This window comes from Mesorhizobium sp. f-mel, from assembly GCF_053850215.1.
In genome coordinates this window covers 1-4235 of sequence record NZ_JBSPTO010000066.1, presented here as the reverse complement: position 1 = coordinate 4235, position 4235 = coordinate 1, and the positions used below count along the sequence as shown (strand labels likewise).

The following is a 4235-nucleotide window of genomic DNA, read 5'->3' as shown; positions in this document are numbered from 1 at the left end:
AGCAGCCCGGTAGCTCGTCAGGCTCATAACCTGAAGGTCACAGGTTCAAATCCTGTCCCCGCAACCACTGATACCGACACTCCCGAGAGCCCAGCTCCGGGAGTGTTCTTTTTTACGGTCTTTCCATTCGGCTCGCGCTCAATCCAGTTCAGGATCGTGCTTAGTTCCCCATAAAGCACCGCGTCGATTTCCCCGCGATTGGGGCCCGGGCGCAGCACGATTTTTGCGATCAGCGTGCGCAATGCCTCGGCAGCCGCTGTCCGCGCTTCAGGACGGTTCAGCGCTTCCGTCAGCCGGACGACCTTCTTCGCGTAGATAGTCGACGCGCTCGGCAGCAGGATTGGGGCATCCTCCGGCACGTCAGCAAGGAGGGCGGACAGCTCGCCCTTGCGCATTTCCAGCTTCTCGATCCTCTCTTTCAGCGTCAGGGGAGACACGCCGGCGAGAATGGCGTTGATGGCCTTCTCCAACTCGCGCCCGGTCTTCTCAAGCTCTGTCCGCCATGCGTCGCCTTTGGACCGGCGCTCGCGGTTGAGCCGGTTCGTCTCCTCCGCATGGGCGCGCATGGCCTCTGCTGCTACCTCTGGCGACATCATCCGGTCCTTGAGACCGGCCAGCACGCGGTTCTCCAGCTCTTCGCGCGGGATCGTGCGGCTGTTGGAACAGGATTTGTTGGCGATGTGGCTCGAGCAGGCAAAGCGGCCAGCCCCACGAAGCGAGTAAGGTCCACCGCAGCAGCCGCAGAAGATCAGACCGGACAGCAACGACTTCGGCCGGCGTGCGCCGTTCAGCTTGTTCTTCCTATGGTGCTCGCGCACCGCCTCGGTCACATTGGCATATTTCTCGACGATCTCGCTCTGGCGAACACGGACCGCCTGCCAGAGCTGGTCATCGACGATCCGCAACTCGGGAACCTCGGTCACGATCCGGTCAGATTCCGGGTTCATGCGCGACACGCGCCTGCCAGTGGACGGGTCCTTCACATAGCGCAGCCGGTTCCAGATCAGCCGTCCGATATAGAGTTCGTTATTGACGATACCAGAGCCACGCTTCTGATGCCCGCGGATCGTCGTGTCAATCCAGGCCTTGCCGCCGGGACCAGCAACACCTTCGTCGTTCAGCGTCTTCGCAATGGTGCGCGGGCCGATGCCGGCCGCAAAGTCGCGGAAGATGCGACGCACGACCTCGGCTTCGTAAACGTCGATCTCGCGGTCGCCTCTGATCAGTTCGCCGCGATGGTCCAGCTTCTTGACGATCTTGTAGCCGTAGCAAAGCCCGCCGCCGGACTTGCCGTCCTCGACTCGACCGCGCAGGCCGCGATGCGTCTTGGCGGCAAGATCCTTCAGGAACAGCGCGTTCATCGTGCCCTTCAGCCCAACATGGAGCTCAGTGATTTCTCCTTCAGCCAGGGTGACGATCGGTACGCCGGCGAACTTCAGATGCTTGAACAAGGTGGCTACGTCGGCCTGATCGCGGCTTACCCGGTCCAGCGCCTCGGCGAGCACCAAGTCAAACAGGCCCTCCTGCGCATCCTGCAGCAGCATCTGGATGCCAGGCCGCAGGATCATGCTCGATCCGGATATGCCCGCATCCTTGTAGCAACCGGCGATCTTCCAGCTTTCCCGCTTTGCTCGCTCGCGACAGACACGGAACTGATCCTCGATCGAGGAGTCCCGCTGGCTTTCAGATGAATAACGGGCGTAAAGCGCGATGCGGGTCATCTGGAGTATCCTCTCGGCTTCTATCGTCCCGTCAGGGGGCCGCTTCCTGGCGGGTGGGGCGGATCAGGACTTCGGCCGAGATGCCGAGCTGGTCGTGCAGGTTACGGATCATCTCAATCGAGAGACCGCGCCGGCGGTTAAGCACCTCGGCTACTCGGCCCCGTGTTCCGATTATCGGTTCCAGATCCTTGCGGGACAGACCCTGCTGCTCCATGCGGAACTTGATCGCCTCGATCGGATCGGGTGGGTCCATCGGATGGTTTTTTTCCTCGTAGACCTCAATCAGCGTCGCGAGTACGTCCAACCGATCGCCCTCAGGCGTGCCGCTCTTTGCGCCCCACAGACGCTCCGCTTCGGCAAGCGCCGCCGCGTAATCCGCCTCGGAACGGACGGGCTTTAGCTCAATCGCCATGTTTGACCTCCGTCACGTCAATCCTGTCATAGGAGCTCAGTGGGTGCCGATCCACTTGATCCAGACGATGCTCTTCTCGAAGTCGACCGCCACCAGCAAGCAATACGCATTGCCCTTGATGTTAAAGGCAGTCCGCTCGGCGCTGATGATGCTGGCCGTCGCGTAAAGCCGCTTCACATCAGCCGAACTCTTCCAGTCCGCCTTGCCGACTTCGTCGAACCAGGCATCTAGCGCGGCCTTCACTGCCGGCTGGTGCGTCTCAAGCCTGTCGACAAACTTCCGCAAGGTGCGACGGGCAATAATCCTCATGATGAAACCTTACTTTGGTCCCGAAATGGGTGCAAGCCAAATCTGGAAAGATCCCGGCGGGGAAGCTTCGCCGGGGAAACGCAATGCGCTGCCGAGGCGGGTTCAGGGGCGATCGGCGGACCACGTCCCGGTTTTCGGACGCCGTTCGGCTGTCAACCTACGTTCAAACTGCTCGCGGGCGATCTGACGGCCGATTATGCGGGCGAGACGCAGGACAGCTGCGTCTGCGATGGTCGGAGATCCGGCAGACGTGTCGGATTCAACCGACGGGTCGCGAACCTCCATCCTGATCCTATCTCGTTTGGCTGCCATGCCTCCAGAACCCGGTGCCGAGCATCATCAGGAACCATCGGAAACCCATCTGCAGGGATAAGGGAAGGGGGGCGCCGCCATTGTGCGGCGAATCGGATACCGCGACTTGGAAAAGGGCTGGGTTGGCCAGTACTCGCCAAAGTGTCTCACGCAATCGCGGATCGATGTGCCATCGGCCATGCTCGAACAGCTCGGGAAGAGGATCCTGCATGCGATGCGCGCTCACACTGCGGAATCGCTGCGCAAGATCCGTACGGCGGTCGGATACCATCCGGCCGCGCAAGGGCTTTAAGACTCGAGTGGAATTGCCGGTGCTGAAGATCGGCGAGGCACTGGTTTCGGTCATCGGCGAGGGCAATGTGCCGAGCGAGGTCGAGAAGGTGAAGGTGCGGGCACCGTCGGCCAGCTCGGGCCGATTTCAGATATCGAGCGACGGGGACAGCTCAAATCGACACCCTTGTGGCTGAAATTCCATGCTGGCAGCGCCGACAATGCAGCGGCCTATGCCTTCAATCGACGCATGATGGAGGCGAGGGCACCAATCCCGGGCCGGAGACCGGCGTGTCGGCCTACGAGCCGAACCTCTCCATCAAGCACGCACCGGCGCCAACAGCGAACGACGAAGAAAGCAATCCACTGAAGGTGGATGGTTTTTACGAGCGCTGCGGGAATTGGCTTAGGGAGCGAACGCTCGATACCACAAAATTCGAGATCCTATTCGAGGAAAACAAGACCTACGGATTCTGTCGAAACCTATTCGGCGTAAAATTGCCCGCGCTAACGCTGAACATGATCGTCGTTCTGATCTGCTTGCTTATTCTCTCTCGGAAAGCCGTCGTCCCAGTGACCCTTCTTTGCTTCAGGTCTTCACGGTACTCGTGATCGCCGTCATCCATACGCATGCCTTAGGGTTGTACCAGAGGGCCTGAACACAAAAAAGCCCGCCGGCCGGAACCTTGGTGTTGCTCACTTCGATTCAGACATGAGGGCTTCACAGCTCAGAATGAGCTGCCGTCCGTACTGGTCCGAGGCCTCGAGCACTGCCGCCTTCTCGACGAAAAAGAAGAAATGACCCCGCATGGATCCCGATGTGACCGACGAAGGCTCCGCTTCTTCCGTGCTGACCGGCTACGATGAGGACCGGCTGCTCACCTACGTTCGCCTTCTCGACGCCGCGGCCGAAGATGCTGACTGGCGTGAGGTTGCCAGGATCCTCTTACACATCATCCCGAAAAGGAGCCGGAGCGGTGCGTTCCGCGCTTGGGAGAGTCATCTTGCCCGCACCCGACGTATGACCACAACGGCTACAAATATCTTCTGGCAGGCGGGGGCCCGCACTGATCCTTGACAGCGAAGCGGAGCCAGAGGCGGGGATCAGCAAAACATGTCACCGAGACTGACGCACCCTAGGCGCGGGCTCGTGCGATACTGTTTCGACATCTACCGTGACTAGGCCGGCTCCTTCGATCCGGACCGTCACC

The 4235-nt window shown here is 60.5% G+C and carries 7 protein-coding genes; 4 read left to right on the top strand and 3 right to left on the bottom strand.

From position 1 onward, the window contains the following. Positions 1-23: 23 nt before the first annotated feature. Genes ACWUKX_RS30835 through ACWUKX_RS30825 form a run of 3 tightly spaced genes read right to left on the bottom strand, consistent with a single transcriptional unit; the run spans position 24 to position 2442 of the window. Positions 24-1721 carry a recombinase family protein gene (locus ACWUKX_RS30835; RefSeq protein WP_456010437.1) on the bottom strand — a complete coding sequence of 566 codons (1698 nt, stop codon included), beginning with the start codon at positions 1719-1721 and terminating at the stop codon, positions 24-26. A 31-nt stretch (positions 1722-1752) separates the two neighbouring features. After that, the gene (locus ACWUKX_RS30830; RefSeq protein ID WP_456010436.1) at positions 1753-2133 is read right to left on the bottom strand and encodes a helix-turn-helix domain-containing protein; all 381 of its coding nucleotides are present in this window, start codon (positions 2131-2133) and stop codon (positions 1753-1755) included. Between the two features lie 36 nt (positions 2134-2169). Further along, positions 2170-2442 (bottom strand): type II toxin-antitoxin system HigB family toxin, encoded by a 273-nt coding sequence (locus ACWUKX_RS30825; protein WP_456010435.1) that lies wholly within the window; start codon positions 2440-2442, stop codon positions 2170-2172. A 394-nt stretch (positions 2443-2836) separates the two neighbouring features. Here ACWUKX_RS30825 and ACWUKX_RS30820 point away from each other — a divergent pair, with 394 nt between their 5' ends. The 4 genes from ACWUKX_RS30820 to ACWUKX_RS30805 all read left to right on the top strand — a co-directional run bounded on the left by ACWUKX_RS30820 (position 2837) and on the right by ACWUKX_RS30805 (position 4102). After that, positions 2837-3046, top strand: coding sequence for a helicase HerA-like domain-containing protein (locus tag ACWUKX_RS30820; protein WP_456010434.1), 210 nt, complete (start codon positions 2837-2839; stop codon positions 3044-3046). A 19-nt stretch (positions 3047-3065) separates the two neighbouring features. After that, positions 3066-3221, top strand: a complete 156-nt coding sequence (locus tag ACWUKX_RS30815; RefSeq protein WP_456010433.1) for a hypothetical protein — start codon at positions 3066-3068, stop codon at positions 3219-3221. A gap of 94 nt (positions 3222-3315) precedes the next feature. Continuing rightward, positions 3316-3636 (top strand): hypothetical protein, encoded by a 321-nt coding sequence (locus ACWUKX_RS30810; protein ID WP_456010432.1) that lies wholly within the window; start codon positions 3316-3318, stop codon positions 3634-3636. Between the two features lie 196 nt (positions 3637-3832). Beyond that, entirely contained in the window at positions 3833-4102 is a 270-nt protein-coding gene (locus tag ACWUKX_RS30805) for a DUF2285 domain-containing protein (RefSeq protein ID WP_456010431.1), read from the top strand. Positions 4103-4235: the final 133 nt, after the last annotated feature.

Excerpts from the sequence above, each read along its gene's own strand:
- ACWUKX_RS30835 (WP_456010437.1), bottom strand. The coding sequence starts at position 1,721 with ATGACCCGCATCGCGCTTTACGCCCGTTATTCATCTGAAAGCCAGCGG.
- ACWUKX_RS30830 (WP_456010436.1), bottom strand. The coding sequence starts at position 2,133 with ATGGCGATTGAGCTAAAGCCCGTCCGTTCCGAGGCGGATTACGCGGCG.
- ACWUKX_RS30825 (WP_456010435.1), bottom strand. The coding sequence starts at position 2,442 with ATGAGGATTATTGCCCGTCGCACCTTGCGGAAGTTTGTCGACAGGCTT.
- ACWUKX_RS30805 (WP_456010431.1), top strand. The coding sequence starts at position 3,833 with ATGGATCCCGATGTGACCGACGAAGGCTCCGCTTCTTCCGTGCTGACC.